This window comes from Psychrobacter okhotskensis (genome assembly GCF_013248965.1).
In the GTDB taxonomy this organism is placed as follows: domain Bacteria; phylum Pseudomonadota; class Gammaproteobacteria; order Pseudomonadales; family Moraxellaceae; genus Psychrobacter; species Psychrobacter okhotskensis.
The window spans coordinates 20,267-45,976 of record NZ_JABRVQ010000020.1; the positions used below are offsets into that span (position 1 = coordinate 20,267).

Sequence of the window (25,710 nt, forward strand, 5' to 3'; positions counted from 1 at the left end):
AGATAGTGAACATGACCGCCACTGATTTACCTGCCAAACCTTATTCAACAGCTTCTTCTGAAGCGCCTATTACAAGCCTGTCTACACGCGGCGGCAGTCTTGACAAAAGCTTTGCTAAGATTGATTGGCAAGCGCCATGGCTGGCTCATTTGCAGCAGTTGGACTATATCAGTAACGCCATCGCTCAGCTCGGTGGGGCAAACGCTGAAGGCTTTAACAATGCTGAAGGCTCTCATGAAGCTGAGGGCTCTAATGAAGCTAAACCAAAGAGTCGGCCTGACGTGATCGCTAAGGTTTTAAACAAAGCGTTAAACCAGCAAAGTGAGCATTTGCAAAGCCAATTACCTACCACTAAGTCCACGCAAAACAATCAAGCACATGCGCTAAACTTTGTTTCACAAGAGGCGTTGTCAGAAGGCGAAGCATACGAAAGCTTTATTGGCACTAGTGGCAAGATTCCGACACGTGATAACTTGCATGATTTATTTAACGGCAGTATTTGGCTGACTTTTCCAAAGACTAAAGCGCTGCTTAATTATTATCATATGGTAGAGATTGCCCAGCAGGGGATTGGCGCTAGCCGAGGTCGTGTCCGCGATACCATCACCGTATTCGATGAAAATGGGGCGGTACTAGTGACGTCTGAGCCGCGTATTGGCGAGGCTTTGATTAATTTCGATTGGCAGGCAAGTTTGATAGAGCCGCGCGCGCAGTGGGACAATCCACAACAACTGAATAGTCAGTCTCGGGCTGCGGTTTATGTTTTTGGTCATGCACTGCTTGAGCAATTGATAAAACCGCGCAAACCTTTATGTGCGCACAGTATCGTCATCCTTGTGCCGCAAGATTTCTTTGCCTTGCCGCTATCTGCACGCATGGTCTATCTGGATGGCAAAATTGCTCAATATATGGATAAATTGCTGTCACAAGATAATGTCACACCGCGCCAGCTGGCTCCCTTGCCTATTTTGGGCGTGCCACATTTTTGGGCAGAAAATGCTGATATGAACTTTTATGAAGATAACTATGTGTTTCGTCATGGTCGCCGTCAAAAGAAAAAGTGAAAAATCATTGAACACCTTATTAATGAACCGCTAAGCGGCTGTTACGTTTACGATTGTGCCACGATTTGACACCGTCTAGGCGTTAACAAAGGGCTCGAAATTTGTTATGGTGAAAGGGACTCGTTATAAACGACGGAAATGCTATCTATCTTTTTCTTTCATTCCAGTGGTCAATGGATGCAAATTTTATAATCCTTTTTTCTTTAAGCTGATAAATTCACCGTTAATCTATCTAGCCACCAGTTATAACAATAAATTCATAACAATCTACCCAGTAGATAAGGAAGCTACCATGAGTGATATCTTTAATGTAAAAGACACCTTGTCGGTCGATGGCAAGGAACATGCCTACTACAGCCTGCCTGAGCTAACCAAAACCTATAGCAATATCAGTAAGCTGCCATATTGCATGAAAGTCGTATTAGAAAACCTACTGCGTAACGAAGATGATGGTCAGTCTGTGGGTAAAAACCACATCGAAGCCGTCGCCAATTGGGACGCAGGTGCTGAAGCGTCAAAAGAAATTGCCTTTATGCCTGCTCGCGTCGTCTTGCAGGATTTCACTGGCGTGCCATCGGTGGTCGATTTGGCCGCCATGCGTGATGCTGTGGTTGAGCTGGGTGGTAAAGCCGAGCAAATCAACCCGTTTATTCCCAGTGAACTGGTCGTCGATCACTCGGTACAAGTCGATGCTTATGGCCGCGAAGATGCGCTAGATTTGAACGAAAAGATCGAATTTAAGCGTAATAATGAGCGCTATGAGTTCTTGCATTGGGGTCGTAACGCCTTTGAAAACTTTGTCGTCGTACCACCTGCGACCGGTATCGTTCATCAGGTTAACCTTGAGTATTTAGCGCGTGTGGTGATGGCCGCTGATGTCATGGTTGATGGTGAGAGCGAGCTTACTGCCTATCCTGATACGGTGTTTGGTACTGACAGTCATACCACCATGATTAATGGTATTGGCGTGCTTGGTTGGGGCGTGGGCGGTATTGAAGCAGAGGCTGCCATGCTTGGACAGCCATCATCGATGTTGATTCCACAAGTCGTTGGTTTTGAGATGACGGGTAAATTGACCGAAGGCGTCACCGCCACGGATTTGGTATTGCGTGTGGTTGAAATGCTACGTGCCCATGGTGTGGTTGGTAAGTTTGTCGAATTCTACGGTGAAGGCCTGCACAGCATGCCGCTTGCCGATCGTGCGACGATTGCCAATATGTCACCAGAATATGGCGCAACTTGTGGTATTTTCCCAATTGACCAAATGGCGATTGATTATCTGCGTCTATCAGGCCGCGACGAAGCGCAAATTGAGCTGGTCGAAAAATATGCTAAGGCGCAAGGCTTATGGCACGATGCCGATACACCTGCGGCGACTTATTCGAGCAAGCTAGAACTAGATCTATCGTCAGTACAGCCAGCACTTGCTGGTCCGAACTTGCCACAGCAGCGTATCAATTTGTCTGATATGCATGAGAAGTTTGGTGAAACGCTAGAAAAAATGACCAAAGACCGCAAGTCAGAAGTAGAAGGCAAAGTACGCTTTGATCAAGAAGGCGGCGAGCAAGAGCAAGCTGAACACTTGGCGGCTGAGCCGAATATCGAAGTTGATACTAGTGATGATAATGCAGGTTATGCGCCAGCAAACAATGTCTTCTCAAATGTCAGCATCAATGACAAACAACACAAGTTACGAGACGGGTCGGTAGTTATTGCTGCTATTACTTCTTGTACCAATACTTCCAATCCAGCAGTAATGATTGGTGCAGGTCTAGTGGCCAAAAAAGCTGCTGCCAAAGGTCTTAAAGCCAAGCCTTGGGTTAAGACATCGCTTGCACCGGGTTCTAAAGTGGTCACCGACTATCTTGAGAAAACTCATCTGATGGATGAGCTAGAAAAAACGGGCTTCTATTTAGTAGGTTATGGGTGTACCACGTGTATCGGTAACTCAGGGCCATTATCAGAAGAGATCGAAAAAGGCATTGAAGAAAACGACTTAGTCGCAGCAGCGGTACTGTCTGGTAACCGTAACTTTGAAGGTCGTATTCACTCGCATGTCAAAGCCAGTTACTTAGCCTCACCACCGTTAGTCGTTGCCTATGCATTGGCAGGTACTGTTGATATTGACTTGACGACTCATCCGCTCGGACAGGATCAAGATGGCAATGATGTATTCCTAAAAGACATCTGGCCGACTTCGGAAGAAATTAACGAGCTGATTGCCAACAATATCGATGCTGATATGTTCCGCAAAAACTACGGCGAAGTGTTTGACGGCAGTGCAGCGTGGAACGCAATTAGTTCAGCGGATAGCCAATTGTATCCATGGGATGAAGGATCGACCTATATTAAAAACCCACCTTTCTTTGATGGTATGACCATGGAGCCAGAAGGTATCCCTGATATCGAAGGCGCGCGTATCCTAGGTCTGTTTGGTGACTCAATCACCACCGATCATATCTCACCAGCAGGTAATATCGATCCAGACTCACCAGCAGGTAAGTACTTGCAAGAGCGTGGTGTGATGGAGGCGGACTTCAACAGCTATGGCTCACGCCGTGGTAACGATGCAGTTATGACCCGTGGTACTTTTGCCAACATCCGTATCAAAAATACCATGATGGGTGGTAAGGAAGGCGGCTATACTTATTACTTCAAGGGCGACAGCGCTACGCTACAAGATGGTGAAGAAATGGCCATCTATGATGCCGCGATGAAGTATAAAGAAGACAAGCGTCCGCTCGTTGTTCTTGGCGGCGCGGAGTATGGTTCTGGCTCTAGCCGTGACTGGGCAGCCAAAGGTACTATTTTGCTCGGTGTCAAAGCGGTATTGACCAGCTCATTTGAGCGTATTCACCGCTCAAACCTAGTGGGCATGGGCGTGTTGCCATTGACCTTTAAAGAAGGTGAAAACGCTGAGACTTACAAGCTTGATGGTTCAGAAGTCATCAGCATTAGTGGTCTCGATAATGGTGAAAGCAAAACCGCCAAAGTTACCGCTACTCGCGCTGATGGATCAACAGAAACCTTTGAGGTCAATGTCGGTCTACAAACGCCAAAAGAGCGCGAATACGTGCGTCATGGCGGCGTGTTGCACTATGTACTACGCCAATTAGCAGCAGAGAGTAAAGACGCTGCTTAATGGTTAATTAAAGTTAGAATCATATAAAGCCCAGTCCCCTTAATATAGGGGACTGGGCTTTTTTATTGGGTGAGAAGGAATAAGTAAGTATTGGGAAGTTTATTTCATTGAATTATCTGAAGTTCTCATTCCAATTCTCTTTAAATACTTTATGTCCTCTACTCTTTATTCCAACTTGCTTAACCTTTGTCAGTCAACAATTTAACGCCCAGTCCCATAAATACGACACCGCTGATTTTGTTCAAGACAGACTCAATGGCAGGGTTTTTTCTTAGGTTTTTGCTGAACTTTGACGCCAATAATGTCAAACACGAGCACCATATCAAACCCGTGGTGGCAAAGGTCAGCCCCAATACCAAAAATGACAACATGCTATGAGCATAACTGGGGTCGATAAACTGAGGAAAGAAAGCGACAAAAAACAAAGCCACTTTGGGGTTAAAGGTATTGGTGAGCACCCCTTGTTTGTATATCTGCCAATAATTGAAAGGCTTCATAGTTGCAATGTTTTTGTGGTCTTGCACGTTATTCGTTATCAAAGGTGCTTGTTTACTTGTTAGCATCTTAAAGCCTAAATAACACAAGTAGCTGGCACCAATATATTTGACGATCATAAATGCTATTGGGGAATTGGCCAATAATACTGATAGACCTAGCGCCGCTAATAAAGTATGAATCAACGCACCGGAAGTCACGCCTAATACCGAATAAAACCCAGCTTTTTGCCCTTGTGAGACACTACGAGTAATGATGTACATGGTATCCGAACCAGGTGTAATATTTAACAAAATGGCCGCCATGGTAAATCCCAGATAGTTCTCAATACCAAACACAACAAGCACCTCCCTTTGATGGCTCTAGATATCCCTATGTTATAGAGTGTTTATATATTTTATAAATTTTTTATAGGGTAGATAGTAGTGAGCATTGTAAGAGTTGGCAATAGAGTAAATCACCCAATGAGTACCCATATTAAAAATCATAAGGCAGGTTGTGCTCTCAGCCTTCATAAAAATTGATAAAACATAAATTTCTTATGTAAATCGCCCATACAGTAATATAAATTCTGATAATATGTCTAAACTAAATAAGACATTTGTTTGCTATAGGAATTTGAAATGACCCGACTAACTGGTACTCTTGCTTTATCTATTTTTGCGGTGATTATTGGAATGAATGCGGCGCACGCCGAGAGAGTCTGTAAAGTAACGGACCCGACTGGTACTCCGTTAAATATTCGCGACCAACCTAATGGTAAGGTCATTAATAAACTACGTAATGAGCGCGAAGTTTATATCACCGAAACGACTTACGATAATAGAAGCCGTCCGTGGGTATATTTGGAAGGATATTATAAGGGAGAATACAGACACTGGGGCTGGGCGATTAGAGAATTCGTTTCTTGCTACGATCGTTAGTAGGGTGATTTGTCAGTTTTGGATGAGAATAGATAGCCAAATTTGCTAAGCCTAAGTGTCTTAGGCAATAAATTAGTGGCTATTAGAATTTTGGTACAGTGTTGATTTATAAGAAACCAGCCTAAAAAATACGAGATATTTTTTAGGCTGGCTTTTTTCAGCTTTCGTAAGTTTAATGAGCAAAAACACCGCTCGCTCATCACGCTTTAATCATACACGATATCCGCAAAATCACCCTCGCTCAAGCCCAATGAGATCGAGCAATGCTCATCCAGACGACATTCATCCTATGCGCTCACTAAAACGCCATAAATCGTACCTATCCGTTTGTATAAATCCCGCAAAAATACATAAAAACAGCATCTCTAAAGCCATTAAAACGGTATCATCACGATATTTTATGACTTAACCAACCCAGCAAACACTGCTGGATAAATAGCCTGCCAAATTGAGTGAACCATGACCAGACGCGACCTTATTACCTTCTTTGCGCTTTCCTTTATGTGGTCGCTCTCATTTATATTTTATCGGGTGGGTGTCCCTGAGTTTGGCTCGTTGGCATTTGCCAGCCTGCGCGTGGTATTTGCTGGACTGACCATGCTTATTTTTATATTAATGAGTGCGAAAAACCGCAAAGGTATCAAAGAAAGCTACAAAGTGCTAACCATCGTTGGGCTGTTCTCGGCTGCCATTCCATTCGTGTTATTTTCCTTTTCAGCGCAGACGGTGAACGCTGGTGTATTGGCGGTGCTTAATGCCTCTGTACCAATGATGAGCGGCTTTATCGCCAGTATGTTCTTTAAAGAAAGACTGACCAAGCGGCAAACGCTAGGATTGATCATTGGTCTGGTTGGGGTGATTATCCTCATGAGTGGGAACTTATTTGGTGAGCAAGGGCAGGGCTTGGGGACGGATTTAGGCTCAGCGTTGCTACCGATGGGTTATGCGCTATTTGCCAGTGTTGGTTATGCGATAGGGGCAAATATCACCAGAAATTATTTACAGGATATCTCCCCGATTGCGATTACGGCAGGCTCCCTCATTATCGCTAGTGTGGTGATGACGCCGATTGCCGTCTACAAATTCCCTTATGGCACAAGTATCAGCCTGCAAGCTTGGGTATCGGTGATCTGTATCGGGGTATTTTCGACCGCCATTGCCCTCATCTTTATGAACCAGTTGATCAAAAATATTGGCCCGATGCGCGCGACCAGTATTACGCTGGTTATTCCCATTTTTGCGATATTTTTTGGTTATATCTTGCTTGATGAAGCACTGGATATCGGGGCTATTATTGGCTCAGTGGTGATCCTGTTCGGAACTTATCTATCATTAAACTTATCGTTAAAAGGCTTGGTTAAATCGTAGGTAGAATACCTTATCGGATAAGCCAGTCGTTTGTCCGATAAGATTTCAAGCTGTAGAGTATTTTATAAAATTGTTATATCACGCCCAACTAAATCAGCCTTTTCAGTCAAATAATAAGTTTCTGCTGTTAGAGAACAGGTATAAAAAAAGCCCAATCTTTATGATTAGGCTTTTAGTTTAATATTGATAACTTTCTAATTTATAACTTGTTTAATAATTAACTTAGGTAAGCGTGGTTCAAACTTATCTAACGTTATCGCCTAAAGTTACGATAGGCTTATCTAAACGATAATTCGCTGCGGCACTTTTAGCACCAAACATACTAGCGATAAAGGTTAGCAATGCGCTGATTAACCAAAATAGACCGGTATATAACGCTGCTTTACGAGCAACATCTTCAGCTTGCTGTAGCTTTTGCTCAGCCATTTGTTTTGCTTCTGCAATATTTTGCTCAGTTTTCATTTTATATTCGTTAAATGACTGTTGAACCTCGGTGCGAACTTCCATAGCTTGCGCTTCTGTTAGACCTTCCTGTTGCAAGCGATTGATAAGTTCAGGACCTTCTAACGTTTTTTCAATAGATGCCATACGTTGCTTCGCATAGTCATCAATGTTGCGCCATGTGTTGATATCGGTGAAGTCCATATTAGCGACTTGAGTTTTGGTGCTGTTTACCAAATCCTTAACCACACTACTGGTTGCAGCAACTTGTTCTTCATTCAAATTCTGTGTATTTTTGGCAACCATTGCTTGTATATCTTCTTCGCTGATGTCACCTGACACACGCTGATAAATTTCCTGTGCTTTCTGTTGCACACCAGCATCTTGTGAGGCTGTACCAGCGGCAGTTGCACCTGCACCTACCGTTGCTCCGGCAGTTTTAGCGACGGTACTAACCGTAGAGCCTACCGCGTTGCCTGCTGTTGCTAAAATACTAGTAGCACTACTCATCGCAAAAAATGTAGTCAACAATACGATTAAAGCAGCAGTGAGCATACCAGTTAAGCTGGCGTCTTTTGGATCAATATCTGTACCGTCACCAAATAACGCTTCCGGTGCTGAAAATTTGATCGCAAAATAGCCTGCTACAAAAGCACTGACTATGGCGGTAATTGCGGCATAGATACCAGCAGTAATACTAGTACCTTTTAAATCAAAAGGTAAAAATGAGCTGAGAACCAAGGCAATAGCAATCATTGCCATAACCACTATCAGTCCCATAACGAGACCGGCGAGCACACCGCGCCATGATGGGCGACGTTGAGGCGTATAGGTAGATAACATAATCATTCCTTATAAGATTGTAGAGTCGTTTTATCTTAGTTTATATATTAATATTTTTATAGAAGAGTACATTATAAATAAGACTCTCAAATACAATCTAATCATAAGAAATTAAGCAATGCATTGATATTGCTCTTGAGTATATAAACAATAGGATTATGTGTAAGCGCGTTAAACTATGTCACTGATACGGGTGGAAGTAAACTTATGTAATAATAAGTCCGATTTAATCTAGCAATCCTGTATATAATATATTTATTTTCAATAAGTTAGGTAAAAACATCAAAGAAGAATTAACCCTTAAGTAGAACGATGTGGTAAAAATCAGACATAAAAAAGCCCAGTCACCGTATGATGACTGGGCTTTTTTATTGTTCGCTTATTAGTCTGATCTAATGCAGCTTCACAAAAGAGCTAATAAGTGACGCCGTATAGTGGCGTCCCCAGGGGGATTCGAACCCCCGTTACCGCCGTGAAAGGGCGGTGTCCTAGGCCTCTAGACGATGGGGACGCATAGAGTGTCATAACCAAATGGCTACAACGGTACTTCACAATATCAGAGAGCTTATCTATTAATAGAGCAAGCCTTGCCTAGGTGCTGATATCGTCCTACTAGCGAGTATTCATTCTAAAGTTTCAGTAAACTGAGCTTTGTCGTAAATAGTATGGTGGAGCTAAACGGAGTCGAACCGTTGACCCCTTGCATGCCATGCAAGTGCTCTACCAACTGAGCTATAGCCCCTCGCTAAGAGTGTGCGTATTTTAGGTAACAGCAGCAGTCTTGTCAACCGCTATTTTCAAAATAATCGATAAATATGCGAAAAAAAGCGTTTAAAGCGGATTTAGCTACTTAATAAGCCTAAATTAGCGTGGATTTTGCTGACTAGCAATCTCTTTAATGGCTTTATCGGTAAAGAATTCTTCTTCGGTGCCATCTGAAAAAACAATAGCAGCACATTCTGTGGGGATATATTGCCCGCCTTTTTGTTGTACTGTGCTGATACCTTTAAAGCCTATAATCTCAGACTCATTTAATCGCGCTGATTTATTATAATCAGAGTAAGTCGTATATATCCACTTTAGATCTTCAAAATCTTGACCCTTTGTCAGGGTGAGTTTGGCATCATAAAGCTCTTTTACGATGGCATCATAGTATTTCTGCGCTTCTTTTAGGGTGTTGAAGACATAATCTTTACTTTCTATCGTGACGGTCTTGGCGGCCATATTTGTTTCCAATTCGTATGTTTAATATTATGAGAGTAGTAATACTGACTAAAAATGAAAAAGGGTCAGAACTGGCCTGACCCTTTCAAATTCAAAATTTCAGCTAATTTATTATTCGGCAGAGAAGCTATTCAGCCGCCAAAAAGTCTGGCAACTCAGCCGCTTGTTTCTCTAGTTTTTTAAGCTTCTTTTTACCCAAGCCGCCTAGTACATCAACCGCATGACGCAAGCGCGTCAACGTCATATCAGCACCGATAATCGCCATAGAGTTCATGACGGGTGTCGATGAGGTGCTACCAGCGATAGCGATAAAGAACGGTGCCATAAAGTCACGCATCTTAATATCGAGATGAGCCGCAAGCCCTTTTAAAGTGGCGTAGATATTTTCTTCTGACCACGTTGGCAAGACTTCTAGCTGCCATAATGACAGCTGAAGCATCTCGATAATTTGCTCAGGTGTCAATGACTTATGGGTGAAGCTTTCGGCATTAATATCTGGGAGATTTTGGAAATAAAAGCCGCCCCAATTGACTGCATCAGACAGTAGTTCGATACGTGGCTGAATGGCTGCTGCGATAGCCGTTAATTTATCGCTATTACTTGCCCAGTCGAGTATTTTATTTTTTAGCTCTTCAGGAGTAAGTGCACGTAGCCATTCGCTATTGACCCAATTAAGTTTCTCAATGTCGAAAATAGGGCCACCAAGCGATACACGCTGAATATCAAAGCTGGCAATCATCTCGTCCAAGGTGAATTTTTCTGCTTCGTCAGGCATGGAGTAGCCCATACGTCCAAGGTAATTCAGCAAAGCTTCAGGTAGTACGCCAGCATCACGATAATAGGTGATAGAGGTTGGGTTTTTACGCTTAGACAATTTTGATTTATCTGGGTTACGTAACAGTGGCATATGGCAAAGGACTGGCATCTCCCAACCAAAATACTCATAAAGTAGCTGATGCTTCGGTGCAGAGTTCAGCCATTCCTCACCACGTAGTACATGGCTGATATCCATCAAGTGGTCATCGACAACGTTGGCTAAATGATACGTTGGCATGCCGTCAGTTTTGAGAAGCACTTGCATATCGACCTGCGTCCAAGGAATCTCAACGGTGCCGCGTAGCATGTCTTGTACCTGACAGACGCCTTCGCTTGGCACGCGCATACGGATAACGTTTGGCTTACCCTCGCTGACCAATTGCGCAGTTTTCTCTGGTGCTAAATGAGCACAGCGACCGTCATAGCGTGGTGTCTCGCCATTGGCCATTTGCTCAGCGCGCATGGTATCTAGCTCTTCGCTGGTACAAAAGCAGCGGAACGCATGATCGTTTTCTATCAGCTGCTCAGCGTGTTTTTTGTAAATATCGCTACGCTCGCTCTGACGATAAGGCGCGTGCGGACCGCCGATGTCTGGACCTTCCGCCCAGTCAAGGCCGACCCAACGCAGCGCATCTAAAATCATTTTTTCAGATTGCTCCGTTGAGCGTGTTTGGTCGGTGTCTTCGATACGTAAAATAAATTCGCCACCATGTGCTTTAGCAAAGGCTAAATTAAATAGCGCGATATAAGCAGTGCCGACATGAGGAAAGCCAGTCGGTGAGGGCGCGATACGAGTACGGACAGGGCGCGTTCTGCTAGTAGAAGTCGATGGTTGCATCATAAAAATCTCAGAATAGGGTGGTTAATGAATAGGGTAGTGAAAAATGCTAATCAAAGCTTTGAACAAAAAATACGGATGAAACAGTAGCCGTCAAGGTAGAAAAATAGCGTAAAATATAGCGCTAGTATAACAGAGAGATGGGATATTTTTAATGAAAAGCCCCTCTAGCGCTTGACTACCAGCGTATCCTTGCGATAATAATGCTAGGTAAGTCATAACTTGTTTATTTTCATCTGATTTTTTACTATTACTGGCCATGATGGTCGTCATCTACTGAGTTGTTTGTGTCATTATCAAAATCTAAACCAAAGCCAAATGTTAACGCCAGTCCTGCTGCTACCGATAGCGCTGAGTCAGTGGTTAGCCCATCTTCTCTGGAAGACGTTTCTGCGCAAGATTCTAGTCAAGGCCATAAAGTGTCAGATGAACTAAGTTTTGTCCACGATGCTGTACTGTTGCAAGAAGCGGTCGCGGCGGTATTGGGTGTCAAATCATTGCCCAAGCAAACCGATGACGCAGGACAAAACAGTGACAACCAAAGCAGCTTACGAATGAGCGGTATCTACGTCGATGCAACCTTCGGGCGTGGTGGCCATAGTCGCTTGCTATTAAGCCAGCTGGCTGATGATGCCACCTTGATTGTGTTTGATAAAGACCCAACAGCCATTAGCGTTGCTCGTGAATTGGCAACTACCGATAGTCGCGTAAAAGTGGTGCATGACAGCTTTGCGACCTTGACGGACAGCTTAGCCGCTATGGGTATCACTGAGGTCGACGGTCTGATGGCAGATTTGGGCATTTCCTCGCCACAGATTGATGATGGTAGTCGCGGTTTTAGCTTTATGCGCGATGGTGCGGTCGATATGCGCATGGATACCAGTCGTGGTCAATCCGTCGCTGAATGGCTTGCCAAAGTCGATGATGAAACCTTGGCCAATGTGCTTTATGAGTTTGGTGAAGAGCGTCACAGCCGCCGTATTGCACGTGCGATTAAGCAGATGGACAGTTTTGAGTCCACGCTTGAGCTGGCAGAGGTGATAAAAGTGGCACACCCGAATTGGCAACGCGGTAAGCATCCAGCAACGCAGAGCTTTCAGGCGATGCGTATCTTCATCAATAATGAGCTTGGCGATGTCGATGATTTTTTAGCACAAAGCATCCCGATTTTAAAGTCAGGCGGGCAGCTGGCGGTCATTAGCTTTCATTCATTAGAGGATCGCCGCATTAAGCAGTTTTTGCAGCGTCATAGTAAAGGGCAGTATCCAGAAGACGAGAATTTGCCGATGCCGCCTAAGCGTCCGCGTTATTTTAGCAAGCCAAAACGCGTGGGCCCTAGCAAAGATGAGGTGAGTCAAAATCCACGCTCACGTAGCGCATGGTTACGCATGGCGACTCGTACCGATACTGAGTATCAACAGACGCTATAGCAGTAAAAGCGTTTTTAGCCCAATTAGATCGCTATCAGTTGAATTCAGGACACACCCTAGTATGCTGTTTAGTGGATGTGACTAAATGTCTTAATGTTTACGCAACTGTTAAAAAGCTGTAAATATTATCTGCTAGGCTCAGCAGCTAGTTTTTTGTTTATGTCTGCGCTAATTTAGCGATGACCATTAGCTATTATTTTCTTTGTCAGCTTAGAGTAGAAGACAATTATAGTCAGTAAAAAGTAATATCGAACCATCACGCACTGCTGATATCTATTTTTCTAGCTTGCTGTGCCTGCGCAGACAGAGGCGACAAAAAATTGATATCAGCAATAGCATCGCGTTTTTAGGATATTTTGATTATAGCTTGTAGAGTAAAGGTCAATCATAGCAGGTTTTTACGGCTATCATTGCACAGCGCGTTTGATTTTATTTTTATTGAGGGTACTGATCAGGGATGAGATTTTCATAACCCTTATACAGTCGCCGCTCTTTTATATTTGAAGTTTACTTTTTTGAGATCGTCATGGCAATATCTGACAAACCTGCAAACCGTCGCGCCGCAATGGCTAATACCACTGATGTTGGCGAGCTATTCGTGCGCCGCTTTAATGTGGTCAGCATTTATGTGGCGGTGTTGTTGCTATTGGCAGCAGCCATCGTCTGGAGCGGTATCAAAACGGCTGAGGAAGTGCAGCAATATCATCAGGACTATAGAACCTTGCAAGACATGAAAAAACAAGAACGCAAACTGCAAATTGAGCACCAGCGCCTATTAATTGAACAGCAAACCTTTAGTGCCACACCGCAAATTGCCAGTCGCGCCGTTGCCGAGCTTGGTATGTTTTCACCCACTCTCAAGGATAAGCTGATCATTCAGCCGGGTGCGGCCGTCGCATTGGCACCAGCCCAGCCAACTAGCGCAGAGCTGATTAGAGCCAATGATTCAGACGTTGTCGAAACCGATGCTCCTGTGAGCGACGCCAATCTTGCGGAGGCAGGACAATGAGTGATAAAAAGCCAAACGCCAATGGTGGTAAAACATCAGCAAAAAACCCCAGCAAAAAACCCGCCAGTGGTAAAGTAACCAAACCATTACGCCGAGCCAGTGCTGCCAAATCTGGGCAAACTGACAGCAAATCTTCAGACAATCGCAAAGCCAAGCTCTTTGGTCGCCTCAAAAAGAATGAAGATCAAGGCGCGTATACCAGTGTTAAAAACCGTAAAAAAATTGTATTTAATAAGGCTACTGGTGCCTCCTCTCGTGGCGGCTTTGAGTATGACAAAAACCGATTCCGTACCGTTTGGGGTGTGGCGCTTGTGGTGTTGGCGCTACTGATAGGGCGTGCCTACTATATCCAAGTGGCTAACGCACAGTTTTATCAAGATAAAGGTGACGAGCTTATCACCAGCGTACGGACGCAAAAATCCTATCGCGGTATGATTACCGATCGCAATAATTTACCCTTAGCTGTTAGTGCGCCGCTTGCGACTGTCTCCTTTAGTCCGCATGATTATTCGCGCGAATACTATGAGCTTAAACGTATCAAAATTACCAATCCGAATAGTCCACAGTTACAAGCGCGTATGCAAAAACGTCTGGATAATATGGATCTGACTCGGCTGGCAGCGGCCGCCAACATTCCGGTCAGTGAGCTAAAGAAAGTCACTGCTGTCGATGACAGTATTGATGTGACTGATGAAGAAGCGGTAAAAGCCGCCCTGCCATCGGGCGCAGGCTCGCATTATTTGCCACTACTCAACAAAGTCACGCCTGAAATAGCCGAAAGTGTCAGCTCGCTTGACTTCCCCGGCGTGTATGAGAAAAACTTCTTTCAGCGTTATTATCCGCAGCCACAACCAAACTCGCAGCTGTTGGGTTTTATGGGGCAAAATGCCAACGATCCTGAAGGTGGTTACGAAGGACGGGCAGGCATAGAGCGTCAATTCGAAAAAGAGCTGGCGGGTGATGATGGTAAAGTACTGGTACTCAAAGACGCCAAACAAAACAGCCTAAAAGAGATTAAACAGATTGAGCCAGAAATACCTGGCAAAGATGTGGCGTTGACCATTGATTCGCGTCTACAGTATCTGCTCTATAAAGAACTAGAGAAAGTAGGACGTGTGCAAAAAGCGCGCTGGTCAACTGGTATGGTCGTCGATGTACAAACTGGCGAAGTGTTGGCACTATCGACATGGCCATCATTTAACTCCAATAACCTGAATGAGATGACTGGTGAAAACCAGCGTAACCGTGCGCTCCTCGATGTATTTGAGCCGGGTTCAGTCATGAAGCCATTTACCGTGGCTGCGGCTCTCAATTCGGGCAAATACACACCGACTACTTTAATTGATACCAATCCGGGTTCAATTCGTGTGCGTGGCTATACCATTCGTGATCATAATAATTTGGGCACCATCAATCTTGCCACACTCTTACAAAAATCAAGTAACGTGGCCTCGACCAAGATAGCCTTATCTTTGCCCGCTGATGCCATTACCAATATGCAAAAGCAATTTGGATTCGGTGCAAAGACACCGCTACAGTTCCCAGCGGAAGGCAGTGGGCTTGTGGTTACACCGGAAGAAAAAGAGACCTCACGTCGTGCAACGATCAGTTATGGTTATGGTATGGAGGCGACTGTAGCGCAGGTGGCGCAGGCTTATTCGGCATTAGCGGCAGGCGGAGTCATGCATCCTCTAACCTTGGTTAAGAGCGACAAAGTAGAACCAAGCAAACGCATCATGGCGCACGAACAAGCCATGTCGATTGTCCAGATGTTAGAGAGCGTCACCGAAGAGGGTGGTACCGCCAAAGCAGCGGCGATTGATGGCTATCGAGTGGCGGGTAAAACAGGGACGTCGCGTCGTATCAACCCAAAAGGTGGTTATTATACCGATCAGTATCGCAACGTCTTTGCGGGCATGGCACCAGCATCAAACCCAAGACTGGTCGGTGTTATCTTAGTGGAAGACCCTCGAGGGCTGCATTATGCTGGTCTGACAGCGGCGCCAGTATTCCATAACGTCATGAAAGAAGCGCTACGTCTCTATAATGTGCCATTAGATAAACCCTTAAAAACTGAAGCCCAGTAGGCATGGATATGGATATTTACGTATTCAGCTATTAATGATTTGATTTGTTTTAACCGATTAGGATTTGCTCATGACCATGCTCAACTCATCGCTGACCAGTGCCACTGTTACCCTGCAACAGCTTATAAATGCTAGCAATTGTAATAGTCATCATCTAGCGCAGGCATTATCAGCAATGAGAATAGCAGCAGATAAAACATTAACGAACCAATCAGCCTCCAATCAACGACTTACGCTTGTCAATTTACCGTTTCAGCAGTTTCGTTTAGACAGCCGTCAGGTAGCGTCAAATGACGTGTTTGTACTACTAAAGAGCCATACACCAAACTGCCAAAAAAGCCGTGATTACCTTTATCAAGCCGCTAAAAATGCGGCTTTTATCCTATCAGAAATCGATCCTATCGCCTTGCTTGCCACGGCTAATGTGCCGCCACATGCTAATATTGAATTGATTGATAATGCTCAAGCTACGGCGCAGCAGCAATTAGATTCCTTGCCTTGCCCCGTCGTATACGCGCCCAACATCCGTGACTTTTTGGGTGACTTAATTCAAGCGCGTTTGCAGCATCAGCAGCCCGTAACATTACCAGCAGTGGTGGCGGTGACGGGCACCAATGGCAAAACCACCATCAGTCAACTGGTGGCGCAATTAACCCAGCTGACTGGCATGAGCAGCGCCGTCATGGGTACGGCAGGTAATGGTAGGCTTGGCACTTTGGTACAAGCCAGTCATACCACGGGCGATGCCTTAGCGGTTCAGCAATTTCTATATCAAATGGGTCGCGAAGGGGCACAGCTACTGGCGTTAGAGGCCAGCTCACATGGTTTGGATCAGCAGCGTTTGCAAGGCATGCCGGTGTCGGTGGCAATTTATACCAATCTTAGCCGTGACCACTTAGACTATCATGCCGATATGGCAGAGTACGCGGCAGCCAAAGCCAAACTGTTTGATAAAGCCCACTTCCCAGATTTGACTCACGCCATTGTCAACATCGACGATGAGCATGCGCAGATTATGCTGGATACCGCCCATGCTAGTGAATTGACGGTTTGGACCTATAGTTTGGATGCTACAAAAACGGCTACCTTTGTCGCTGCTAAAATTAAGCCCAGCTTACAAGGTGTCGAGATTAGCCTGCGTACAGATTTTGGCGATGGTAACGTTAATAATTTAGATATCGTCAGTCCATTACTTGGACGTTTTAACGTGGCGAATTTGCTTGCGGCTATGGCAGCTGCCGTAGCTTTAGAGATTAGTTTGGAGCGTATTGCGCCAGTCGTGCCACAGCTACAAGGTGCCGTAGGTCGTATGCAACGTGTGCCATCTAATGATGGTTGTTTTATCGTTGATTATGCGCATACGCCCGACGCCTTAAGTCAGGTATTAGCCAGTCTTAAAACCCATTGTAAGGGTCAATTATGGGCGGTATTTGGCTGCGGTGGCGACCGTGATGCTGGCAAGCGCCCATTGATGGCGCAAGCAGGGCTGGCAGGCGCGGATCAAGTGATTCTAACGGCAGACAATCCTCGCACTGAAGATCCACAGGCGATTTTGCAAGATATGCAAGCAGGTATGAGTGCGGAGCAATATCAGCGTACCTATATCGAACCAGCACGGCAAAAAGCGATTGAATATGCCGTCAATCAAGCGGCTGCCGATGATATTGTGGTCATCGCTGGCAAGGGTCATGAGACTTATCAAGAAATCAATAATGTCCGTTATGATTTTGACGACAGTATTATTTTACAAAACGCCCTAGAGCATGCTGGCCGCGTATAAAAAAGTGCTGTCTGAGTGTTTAGCAACACTAATTTTTAATAATATTTATAAGTTTTAACATGCAGTTATAAAAAATAAGTAATCATCATATAAGGTAATCACTACTATGACAGCCGACAACGATAACACCATACAGTCGCAAGGGCTGTATGTCTGGCAGGCAGGTAATCTGCTTACAGCAACAGCGGCGCTTGATAGTCACTGGCAGCTAGATGCAGGACAGCTAAGTGAAGAACAAGCAGGATCGAGCAATGATGTTACGAGCACGCGCATTGCCACTGATACCCGCACGATAAAATCCGGTGATATCTTTTTGGCCTTAACGGGTGACAATTTTGACGGTCACGATTATATCGCTACTGCTATGAAACAAGGTGCGGTTGCTGCTATCGTCTCACGGCCAATCTCTACCAATATCCCGCAGCTAGTCGTGAGCGATACCCGTTTAGCGCTAGGGCAATTGGCTGCGTATCGTCGTCAACAGCATCAAAATTTAACCGTCATTGCTATTACTGGCTCTAGTGGTAAGACCACCTGTAAAGAGATGCTGGGTAGTATCTTCGGCAGATTAGCACCGACGCTCATCACTCGTGGCAATCTCAATAATGACTTGGGTGTACCGATGATGCTGCTCGAATTATCCGATCACCATCGCTATGCCATCTTAGAGTTGGGCGCCAATCATATTGGTGAGATTGCCTATACCACTGAGATTGTCCGTCCGGATGTGGCTTGTATTCTGAACATCGGCACGGCGCATCTGGGTGAGTTTGGTAGCCGCGAAGGGATTTGCCAGACCAAGGCAGAGATTTATCATACCTTGAATGATGCACAATTTGCGATCGTTCCAGATAAAGATGACTTTACCAATCAATTACGCCGTATTGCTGAAAAGCATACCTCACATGTCATTGGCTTTGGTAATACCGATGTCAGCGCCAGTCACTTAGATGTCGAGCCTGAGCGCAGTGAGTTTAAGCTACACATTGGCAACCAAGTCCATGATATTAGCTTGCCACTAGCAGGGGAGCATAACGTCAATAATGCTTTGGCGGCTGCGGCTTGTGCCCATGCTTTGAATATCGACGTGAATGATATTGTGATCGGGCTTGAGAATGCGCGTCCCGCTAAAGGGCGCTTGAACAGTCAGCTGCTCGGTATGCATCGCCTGATTGATGATACTTATAATGCCAATCCACATTCAGTGCGCGCAGCTGCTAAGGTATTGGCGGCGCAAACTGGTACGCAGGTGATGGTGCTAGGAGATATTGCTGAATTGGGTGAGGCGGCGGTGAGCGAGCATCAAAGCTTGGGTCGTACTATCGCAACCACAGGCATCAATGTGCTGCTATGTGTTGGTGAGTACGCGCCTTATACTGTGGCTGGGGCGCAAGAGATTTCTGAGATTAGTGCTCATGCGTTCGCTGATAAAGAGAGTCTGCTGCAGTATTTACAGTCTTACTTGCAAGCGCAACAAGCCGAGCCTTGTACGGTATTGTTCAAAGGCTCTCGTTCCATGCAAATGGAAACACTTATTCATGCGCTAGTAGAGGAGTAGGCGGTGTTAGTTTGGTTGTTTGGCTGGCTTGGCCAGTATTATACACCGTTTTCTGCGGTTTCTTCGTTGACGCTACGAGCGTTACTTGCGGTCGTCACAGCACTGGCATTTAGTATGTTTTTAGGCGGACCGGTCATCAGACGTCTACGGGCACTAAAGTATGGTCAGGCCATTCGTAATGATGGTCCGCAGTCGCATTTGGCAAAGACTGGTACACCGACCATGGGCGGGGTATTGATTTTGAGCGCCATCGGGGTATCGACCTTACTGTGGGCACGCCTTAACAATCCTTATGTGTGGATTTTGCTGATCGTGATGATTATCTTTGGCGCGGTTGGCTGGGCTGATGATTGGCTCAAAATCAAATATAAAAACCCCAAAGGTTTGATTGCTCGCAAAAAATACTTTTGGTTGTCGATGGGAGCATTGTTCGTCGGTGTGTCTTTATATTATATCGCCACCTTGCAACCGGACATCGCCACCACCCGCGAGATGCAGGATTTATTAATACCCATTTTTAAGGATTGGATGATTCCGTTTTCAGCCGTACCTTTTGGTATTGGCTTTATTATCTTTACCTATTTTGTGATTAATGGCGCTTCCAATGCTGTCAACTTGACCGATGGCTTAGATGGTTTGGCGATTTTGCCTGTTGTATTAGTTGCAGCTGGTTTAGGCGCGATGGCTTATGTCTCGGGTGACGTACGCTTTGCCGATTATTTGCATGTCCCTTATATTGCCTATAACTCTGAAGTGATTATTGTCTGTGGTTCGATGATTGGTGCTGGTCTTGGCTTCTTATGGTTTAATGCGCATCCCGCGCAAGTCTTTATGGGGGATGTGGGTGCACTTGCCCTCGGTGCGATGCTCGGTACGATTGCCGTCATGACCCGCCAAGAGATTGCTTTTGCCATTATGGGTGGTCTATTTGTCGCCGAGGCACTATCGGTTATGCTGCAAGTTGGCTCCTATAAACTGCGCAAAAAACGTGTCTTTCGGATGGCGCCATTGCATCATCATTTTGAAGAAATTGGCTGGAAAGAAACACAAGTGGTCGCTAGATTTTGGATTATCGCCATTTTATTGGTCATACTTGGTTTGATGACATTGAAGTTGCGCTAAAATAGTATTAACCTAGGTGCTGTAGTAAATAAGTATTTATGTGATTAAAAAAGTCATCTCAGCAATCACTGAGGTGGCTTTTTGTTTTTCTTAGACCTTTTTTTAACTGCTTCTTTTATCCATTAACCTGCGCAATTTTTGTTAAAATGGTAGCCATATTGCGATGATCTTGAGATGCTTGTGTCCTTATTTATTTGTCCCCTTTGTCAGTCACCTCTGCAGCCTGCCGCCGATACGTGGCGCTGTGATGGTAGTTTAAACCCTAAGCAAACCACCCATCCGTTTGATGTGGCGCGTCAAGGGTATGTCAATCTACTGCCTGTGCAACAAAAAAAATCCAAAGCACCGGGCGACAGTCAGCAATCTATTGAAGCGCGCAAGCGGTTTTTAGCAGCTGGACATTATGAGCCGCTACAGACAGTGATCTGTCAGCAAATGGAACAATTATTAGCGCAAAACGAGGTCATCTCTGAGCCAATTACTGCATCAATCACTTCATCAGCAAACGCTCAGGATAAAAACCCTGTCAACTGGTTGGATATCGGCTGCGGGGAAGGCTATTACACGCAGGCGATGGCGCAGATGGGCTCAGATAGTATCACTACTTTGATAGCGGCTGATATCAGCAAGCCCGCGTTGGTTGAATTGGCTAAAGTGAGCAAAGCAGCCAGTCAGCTGTGGTATCAACAACATAAAGACGAAGCGGAAAAGACAACGGTGATTTACCCGTTAGTCACTAGTGCGGCGCATCTACCACTTCGTGCTCATAGTGTCACGGGTATCAGCAGTATTTTTAGTCCTATTTTGCCTGAGGCTTTTGCCAAGGTATTGGCTGATAAGGGGTTTCTAATCATTGCCAAGCCCGATGTCGGACATTTAGCAACGATGCGCGATGCACTATTTGATAGCGTGCGCGAGCATGATTCTGATAAGTTTTTGCAGGAGCTAGCACCATACTTTACGCTAATAGAGACGCATCGCGTCAGTACCGAGATGACATTATCAGCGTCTGACTTGGCTGATTTGCTGACCATGACCCCTTATGCCTACCGTGCCCGTAGCGAAAAAAGACAAGCGTTACTGGCAGCGGTTGAACAACAAGCATTTAGTACCGAAGCAAAATTTGTGGTCTATGTTTTGCAAAAAAGCGCTGATAAATAGCGCTGATAAATAATGAGGACACGCTCTAGCATCCAACCGTTATTTATAAGATGGGCCCCATGGTAGCAACAATATTGTGCCAAATTCTATAGGGTAGCGGCCAGTTTTCGACCTCCTCGCGTGTCACTTCATCAGAGTCAGCGATATATTGAGACTGGCGTTCCATGATGTCAGTGGTTAAGGCGCTATCGCTAAAGACAATATTGTTTTCATAATTTAAATCAAAGCTGCGCAAATCTAAGTTGGTCGAGCCAATTAAGCTTAGCTGGCCATCGACGGTCAAGGTCTTCGCATGTAGCAATCCCGGCTTGTACTCATAAATTTTTACTCCTGCTTCTAGTAATTGCCAATAATAACTGCGGCTGGTCGCAGCGACTACTAAGGAGTCGTTGTGTTTGGGGAAGATCATTGTGACCTTTACGCCGCGATAGGCGGTGGCGCACAAGACATTGATTAGGGAATAATCTGGGACAAAGTAAGGGGTTGAGATGGTCAGGGTTTGCTGGGCTTGGCTAATAAGCGCGCCTAAAAATTGTGGCGTTGCGCCCGAGCGTTGGGTAGGACCATCGGCAAAGACTTGTGCGGCGAAGCCTGTAGAGGCTGATGAGTCTGGTTGTGCGGTAGGATAACAAAAGCTCTCGACCGCTGTATCGGGGTTTTCAATCAGCCAATCACTGGCGAAAAGCATCTGGTTCTGTGCCACTACTGGTCCTTCAACGCGCAGCATAATGTCGACCCACGGGGCAAAATTGGGCTTTACGCGAAACTCAGGATCTGCGCAGTTGCGACTACCAGAGTAGCCAATGTTGCCATCGATCACGGTGATCTTTCGGTGATTGCGCAGATCAATTCGGCTAAATAATAATACCTTTATAAGATTGCTAATCGGTAGAGCCACGCTGACTTGCACGCCAGCATTTTTCATTTCTTGCCATATCTTTGAGCCCACCATTTTGCGTGAGCCCATGCCATCGACCGTCGCTCGACAAGTCACACCGCGCCGTGCTGCGCGCATTAGCGCTTGGGCGATATCGATACCTGTGCCATCAATCAGCCAAATATAATACAGCACATGAATATGATCGGTTGCCGCCTCAAAATCCGCTAGCATTCGTTTGTGGGTTTCTGCCGCATCCGCCATTAGTTCCGCATGATTGCCCACGGTAGTATGAAAGCCTGTGACGTTCGCAGAGTAAGCAAACGCTGCTTGATACTCAGGTTTTATCGCTTGCGTTAAAGCCGCGTCGCTACCGAGCACTTCAGGATTGTGGGTATGCAGTTTATTAATAATTTGCTCATGCTGGCGGTTAAAGTTACGCCCTAAATGTATCTCACCAAACATCCAGTAAACCACGACGCCGACATAAGGCAATATAAACAGCACCACCATCCATGCTAGCCTAGCCGATGAGGTCAAATCATGACGCGAGAGTATCCGTAAGGATATCAGCACGAGTAATATAAAATGAATGGTTAATAAGATGTCCAGTACCATGGCGCCGTCCTTTGTGATTATTGTTATGCAGGGTGCTGCAGCCTTTATTTAATAATCCGTACTTTATCGTGGCATCTCATTTCGACCGTAGCCAACTTGTCATCAGATTGTCATCAATACGGTCAGTCCATTTAATCACTTTCGATAATTCGTTCATAACTGGTTACGATTTTCTAAAATCAGTCTTAGTTAATAGTCAAAAAAAGGAGTATAAATATCGTGGTTATTCCTCTCATGGACTCAGGCTATGCACGCCGCCATACGCTATCGATTACTTAATAATTTTACGATTTTTATTAGCATCATTGGGGTCGCAGTGGCGCTTCTCGATAGTGGTTTTACGCTACCGAACTGGCTACAGCATGTTTTTCATCTCTTTTATTTGCTCATTATCTTTTTAGGTTTTATCGTCACGGCAGGGCGTTACCTCTATAGCAAAAAACCGCTAACGATTAACAAAGTGGCCGTCTTTGACTTGTTGACCAGTATCGCTATCGTCATTTTACTCGTGGCGCATTTCACCGATTTAATACGCTCAGGCTTGGCGGTTTCCGTTGATGGCTTTGTTGCGATTAAGGTTGCGGTACTAGTGACCTTTATCCGTGAAATCTCTGATCACGACTTCAATCTCGACCGTACTTTTTTGAACCCAGCCCAATTCTTTATTCTAAGTTTTTTGTCGGTGGTACTGGTTGGCGCCTTGCTATTAATGATGCCCAACGCGACGACCCAGCCTTTATCATTTATCGATGCATTATTTACTGCGACCAGTGCGGTGTGTGTTACTGGGCTTATCGTGGTAGACACCGCGACCTATTACACGACCTTTGGCCAAGTCATTATTATGGGTCTGATCCAAATAGGCGGTCTAGGGATTTTGACCTTTGTCACATATTTTAGCTATTTCTTTAAGGGCGGTGTCAGCTACGAGACTCAGCTGAGCATCAGTGAGATGTCCTATATGCGCGGTACGGGTAATGTGGTGGCAACCCTCAAATCTATCTTATATGTCACCTTTGCTGTTGAGGCGTTGGCGGCGGCATTCATTTACGCCAGTATTTACGATTTACCCGGCATGGACGTATCCGAGCGCTTATTTTTTTCCATTTTCCATGCGGTTTCGGCTTTTTGTAATGCCGGATTTTCTACTTTTAGTGCGGGCTTATATGATGACGCGCTGCGCTTTAATTATCCTCTGCAGCTGATTATTGGCATTACCTTTATCTTTGGCGGTATGGGCTTTGTGATTGTGGTCAATGTGCTGCGGTATTTACGCTATCGTGCCCAGCGCCTGATATATTGTCGCAATCAGCGCTACGCTTATCGCCCGTGGCTGCTCAATATCAATAGCCGAATCACTCTGATTACCACGGGTGCACTGTTGCTAGTCGGACTCATTGGGGTCATGTTGTTTGAATATAATGGCGTGTTGGCTGACCATGGCAGTTTTTATGGCAAGTTAGTGACAGGGATATTTACCGCTGCCACCCCGCGAACCGCTGGGTTTAATAGCATTGATATGGGTGACCTAGCCTTTCCGACGATTATGTTGACGATTTTTTTGATGTGGATTGGCGCGTCACCGAACTCGACGGGCGGTGGTATCAAAACCAGCACCTTTGCCATTGCGCTATTAAATACCTTGAGTTTGGCGCGTGGGCAGACGAGAGTAGAAGTCTTCAAACGGGAAATCGCTGAGATTTCGATTCGTCGCGCCTTTTCTATCATGTGGCTGTCGTTATTGGTCATTGGGACTGGGGTGACGCTCATCAGTTATGATCAACCTGAGCTGGATTTGATTAAAGTGGTTTTTGAGTGCTTTTCTGCTTATAGCACCGTCGGTTTGAGTTTGAATTTGACCACCGAGTTGTCGGATTTTAGCAAAATGGTGATTTCGGTGATTATGTTCGTTGGACGGGTGGGCATGTTGACCCTGTTTATCGCCTTACTCAAAAACATGCGCGAGCGTAACTATCGCTATCCCACGGAAGAGATTACTATTAACTAAGTTGTTATTAAATGATTTGTTATTAAATGATTTGTTATTAAATGATTTCTTGCTAATTGAACCTGTTAACTAAGATTTTGTTAATTAAAGTTCTATTACCTCAAGTGTGGCACTATTATTAAGGCACAAAAAGGACAATATGAAATATATCATCGTAGGATTGGGGAATTTTGGCTCATCGCTGGGTATAGCGTTGACCAGTCAAGGTCACGAAGTAATTGCTATCGATAGCAGTATGCAAAAAGTCGAGGCTTATAAAGAAGTCATCTCGCATACCGTCTGTATGGATGCCACCGACGAGTATACCGTCACCGGTTTACCCATTATCGATACCGATATCGTCGTGGTCGCAATCGGCGAAGACCAAGGCGCAAATGTCATGGCAACGGCGCTATTTAAGACCTTAAAAGCACGGCGCTTGATCAGCCGCAGTATCAATCCATTGCACCAAAAAGTGCTGCAAGCCATCGGTGTGGACGATCTTATTTTGCCCGAAAAAGAAGCCGCTGACCGCTGGGCAAAACGCTTGTCACTGCGCTACTTTGTAGATTCGTTTGAGCTTACCGATCATTTTAGTATCGTTGAGCTTAGTATTCCAAACGCCTTGATTGGAAAGACCGTCGACGACTTACAGCTTGAGCAAAAATTCAATATTCGATTGCTTAGTACCATGCGCTATGAGTATTATGAAGATAGCTTTGGACGTACGCAACGTAAGCCAAGTATCGAAGGATTGGCCGAGCCTGAGCAGGTGCTACAAGATAAAGATGTCTTGATAATCTATGGCGCAAACAAGCATATTAACCAGTTTTTGCGTAGCGTTGGGGTAAAAGTGCAGTAGCGGGCTAAATCTAAATAAAGGGTATATTGTCTACCTATTAATGACGACATAAGCGTTATTTAAAT

General features: G+C 45.1%; 18 protein-coding genes and 2 tRNA genes. 13 read left to right on the plus strand and 7 right to left on the minus strand.

The window, feature by feature from the left end:
• Positions 1–11 precede the first annotated feature (11 nt).
• Positions 12–1,064, plus strand: a complete 1,053-nt coding sequence (locus HQR03_RS10195) for a DUF3025 domain-containing protein (RefSeq protein ID WP_173240096.1) — start codon at positions 12–14, stop codon at positions 1,062–1,064.
• Positions 1,065–1,356: 292 nt separating this feature from the next.
• Positions 1,357–4,206, plus strand: coding sequence for an aconitate hydratase AcnA (gene acnA, locus HQR03_RS10200; RefSeq protein WP_173240097.1), 2,850 nt, complete (start codon positions 1,357–1,359; stop codon positions 4,204–4,206).
• A gap of 179 nt (positions 4,207–4,385) precedes the next feature.
• Here the strand turns inward: acnA and HQR03_RS10205 are convergent, their stop codons facing one another.
• Positions 4,386–5,039 carry a LysE family transporter gene (locus tag HQR03_RS10205; protein ID WP_173240098.1) on the minus strand — a complete coding sequence of 218 codons (654 nt, stop codon included), beginning with the start codon at positions 5,037–5,039 and terminating at the stop codon, positions 4,386–4,388.
• Positions 5,040–5,324: 285 nt separating this feature from the next.
• On the opposite strand from HQR03_RS10205, the gene HQR03_RS10210 reads away from it, so the two are divergent.
• Both HQR03_RS10210 and HQR03_RS10215 read left to right on the plus strand, forming a co-directional pair.
• Positions 5,325–5,624 carry a peptide-binding protein gene (locus HQR03_RS10210; protein ID WP_101210707.1) on the plus strand — a complete coding sequence of 100 codons (300 nt, stop codon included), beginning with the start codon at positions 5,325–5,327 and terminating at the stop codon, positions 5,622–5,624.
• A gap of 459 nt (positions 5,625–6,083) precedes the next feature.
• Positions 6,084–6,992, plus strand: a complete 909-nt coding sequence (locus HQR03_RS10215) for a DMT family transporter (protein WP_173240099.1) — start codon at positions 6,084–6,086, stop codon at positions 6,990–6,992.
• Positions 6,993–7,235: 243 nt separating this feature from the next.
• Here HQR03_RS10215 and HQR03_RS10220 read toward each other — a convergent pair whose 3' ends face one another.
• The 5 genes from HQR03_RS10220 to gltX form a co-directional block, all read right to left on the minus strand.
• Positions 7,236–8,276 (minus strand): YrzE family protein, encoded by a 1,041-nt coding sequence (locus HQR03_RS10220; RefSeq protein WP_173240100.1) that lies wholly within the window; start codon positions 8,274–8,276, stop codon positions 7,236–7,238.
• 435 nt (positions 8,277–8,711) lie between these two features.
• A tRNA-Glu gene (locus HQR03_RS10225) sits at positions 8,712–8,787 on the minus strand.
• A gap of 155 nt (positions 8,788–8,942) precedes the next feature.
• A tRNA-Ala gene (locus HQR03_RS10230) sits at positions 8,943–9,018 on the minus strand.
• Between the two features lie 122 nt (positions 9,019–9,140).
• Positions 9,141–9,500, minus strand: a complete 360-nt coding sequence (locus tag HQR03_RS10235) for a hypothetical protein (RefSeq protein ID WP_173240101.1) — start codon at positions 9,498–9,500, stop codon at positions 9,141–9,143.
• Positions 9,501–9,627: 127 nt separating this feature from the next.
• Positions 9,628–11,157 (minus strand): glutamate--tRNA ligase, encoded by a 1,530-nt coding sequence (gltX, locus tag HQR03_RS10240; RefSeq protein WP_173240102.1) that lies wholly within the window; start codon positions 11,155–11,157, stop codon positions 9,628–9,630.
• Positions 11,158–11,573: 416 nt separating this feature from the next.
• On the opposite strand from gltX, the gene rsmH reads away from it, so the two are divergent.
• The 7 genes from rsmH to HQR03_RS10275 all read left to right on the plus strand — a co-directional run bounded on the left by rsmH (position 11,574) and on the right by HQR03_RS10275 (position 21,301).
• Positions 11,574–12,584 (plus strand): 16S rRNA (cytosine(1402)-N(4))-methyltransferase RsmH, encoded by a 1,011-nt coding sequence (gene rsmH / locus HQR03_RS10245; protein WP_173240123.1) that lies wholly within the window; start codon positions 11,574–11,576, stop codon positions 12,582–12,584.
• Positions 12,585–13,110: 526 nt separating this feature from the next.
• A complete protein-coding gene (gene ftsL, locus HQR03_RS10250; RefSeq protein ID WP_101211361.1) occupies positions 13,111–13,593 on the plus strand; it encodes a cell division protein FtsL in 483 nt (160 codons plus the stop codon).
• Positions 13,590–15,680, plus strand: a complete 2,091-nt coding sequence (locus HQR03_RS10255; protein WP_173240103.1) for a peptidoglycan D,D-transpeptidase FtsI family protein — start codon at positions 13,590–13,592, stop codon at positions 15,678–15,680. Before ftsL ends, HQR03_RS10255 begins: the two co-directional genes overlap by 4 nt.
• A 70-nt stretch (positions 15,681–15,750) precedes the next feature.
• Positions 15,751–17,460 carry a UDP-N-acetylmuramoyl-L-alanyl-D-glutamate--2,6-diaminopimelate ligase gene (locus HQR03_RS10260; RefSeq protein WP_173240104.1) on the plus strand — a complete coding sequence of 570 codons (1,710 nt, stop codon included), beginning with the start codon at positions 15,751–15,753 and terminating at the stop codon, positions 17,458–17,460.
• A gap of 106 nt (positions 17,461–17,566) precedes the next feature.
• Positions 17,567–19,018: a UDP-N-acetylmuramoyl-tripeptide--D-alanyl-D-alanine ligase gene (locus tag HQR03_RS10265; RefSeq protein WP_173240105.1), complete on the plus strand. Its 1,452-nt coding sequence runs from the start codon at positions 17,567–17,569 to the stop codon at positions 19,016–19,018.
• A 3-nt stretch (positions 19,019–19,021) separates the two neighbouring features.
• Positions 19,022–20,140 carry a phospho-N-acetylmuramoyl-pentapeptide-transferase gene (gene mraY, locus HQR03_RS10270; RefSeq protein ID WP_025653232.1) on the plus strand — a complete coding sequence of 373 codons (1,119 nt, stop codon included), beginning with the start codon at positions 19,022–19,024 and terminating at the stop codon, positions 20,138–20,140.
• A gap of 174 nt (positions 20,141–20,314) precedes the next feature.
• Positions 20,315–21,301 carry a putative RNA methyltransferase gene (locus HQR03_RS10275; RefSeq protein ID WP_173240106.1) on the plus strand — a complete coding sequence of 329 codons (987 nt, stop codon included), beginning with the start codon at positions 20,315–20,317 and terminating at the stop codon, positions 21,299–21,301.
• Between the two features lie 43 nt (positions 21,302–21,344).
• Here HQR03_RS10275 and cls read toward each other — a convergent pair whose 3' ends face one another.
• Positions 21,345–22,796 (minus strand): cardiolipin synthase, encoded by a 1,452-nt coding sequence (cls, locus tag HQR03_RS10280; protein WP_173240107.1) that lies wholly within the window; start codon positions 22,794–22,796, stop codon positions 21,345–21,347.
• Positions 22,797–23,043: 247 nt separating this feature from the next.
• Between cls and HQR03_RS10285 the strand changes: the two genes are divergently transcribed.
• Together HQR03_RS10285 and HQR03_RS10290 are read left to right on the plus strand one after the other, a co-directional pair.
• The gene (locus HQR03_RS10285) at positions 23,044–24,804 is read left to right on the plus strand and encodes a TrkH family potassium uptake protein (protein WP_101211355.1); all 1,761 of its coding nucleotides are present in this window, start codon (positions 23,044–23,046) and stop codon (positions 24,802–24,804) included.
• Positions 24,805–24,943: 139 nt separating this feature from the next.
• Entirely contained in the window at positions 24,944–25,645 is a 702-nt protein-coding gene (locus HQR03_RS10290) for a potassium channel family protein (RefSeq protein WP_025653236.1), read from the plus strand.
• Positions 25,646–25,710: the final 65 nt, after the last annotated feature.